Source organism: Enterobacter sp. 342, from assembly GCF_036663495.1.
Lineage (GTDB): Bacteria > Pseudomonadota > Gammaproteobacteria > Enterobacterales > Enterobacteriaceae > Enterobacter.
This window is the reverse complement of record NZ_JAWUEI010000109.1, coordinates 1-1,189: the sequence shown is the minus strand read 5'-3', so window position 1 is coordinate 1,189 and position 1,189 is coordinate 1. Positions and strand designations below refer to the sequence as shown.

2 protein-coding genes are annotated in these 1,189 nt (G+C 49.8%); both read left to right on the top strand.

The features are described from left to right. Positions 1–549, top strand: a 549-nt coding sequence (locus tag V6E55_RS25470; RefSeq protein WP_410493485.1) for a DUF551 domain-containing protein, incomplete at its 5' end; no start/stop codon positions are given. Further along, positions 549–944, top strand: coding sequence for a hypothetical protein (locus V6E55_RS25465; RefSeq protein ID WP_316944125.1), 396 nt, complete (start codon positions 549–551; stop codon positions 942–944). The genes V6E55_RS25470 and V6E55_RS25465, both read left to right, overlap by 1 nt. The last annotated feature ends 245 nt before the right edge of the window (positions 945–1,189 follow it).

Sequence of the window (1,189 nt, the reverse complement as noted above, 5' to 3'; positions counted from 1 at the left end):
CCAGCGCCGGTATCTGTGCCTGATGAAGCTACGCCTGAAAATATCGAAATCCTCGCCAGCACCTACGCACCACGCGGCGTTACCTACCAGTGGGATAGTGATGAGTGCAATGCAGCGGCTGATTCATGGAACGCCTGCCGCGCAGCCATGCTTCAGGGTGCCGAACCTGTAACTACGGATTACAAGTTGCCATTCGATCAGTGGCTTTCGCAGCAGACAGGAACTATTGACGTTGAATGTGGATGCGTGATGACGGAGGTGTTTTTTCACTGGTTGCGCGTTGCTTATGAGGCTGGCAAATCTCCGGTTATTCCGGATGGTTGGGTGGCTTGCAGTGAGCGGATGCCGGATGACGATGACTTTGTCTATATCTGGCCGCGACCGGACTTTGGAGTTGAATTGCATGTAGGCCAGTACTGCGAATGTCATCCAAAAGGAGATGGCTGGTACGCTCAAGTGTATGAACAAAACTACGGTATCGAGTGGTGCCCAATAACCGTAACCCACTGGATGCCACTGTCAGCAGCACCGAAGCAGGAGTTGAAGTGATGGATGATACCACCGACAACGTAGTGCAACTTGTGCAACCAAAATCAGAAGAAGAAAAGCTTCTGAATGTTGAAATAACCGACAGGAAAAGCACTGGTCAGAAATACTGCAAGCACAATCAGACTCAGATATCTGAAGCTAACCGCACGCTCATTTGCCTTCAGTGTGGCTCGATGCTTGATCCGTTCGAGGTGATTTTGGACAGGGCCCGTAACGGTGAAAATATTGTGTTTGAGATTAAGTCTTTGTACGCGAAGAGGGATGAGTTACGCGAGTCTGTCGCCAACCTGGAACGAGAAGAGAAGAATGCAAAGGCTCGCTTGCGCTCAGCCAGAACATCAATCCTGTTTGCTGAGAATGACCTGAAGAACACAGAGCAGGGAGTGAAGCAGTGATGCCTAACCCATTCGACGCATAACAAACAGGCCTCTTCGGAGGCCTTTCTCTTGAGTTGATTTTGTTGAATCAACCGTCCATACTTTCTTTGCTGATGGCCTGAACACCCATCAGTGACTTCTGCGCATTTAAGGGGACTTAAATGCGACCACAATCTGAACTCCTCACCTTGTCACAGATGCAGAAATGCACCTGCGATTTTCTGCATTCTGCGTTACCTCTCGGAGGTGGCGTATGAAACAGC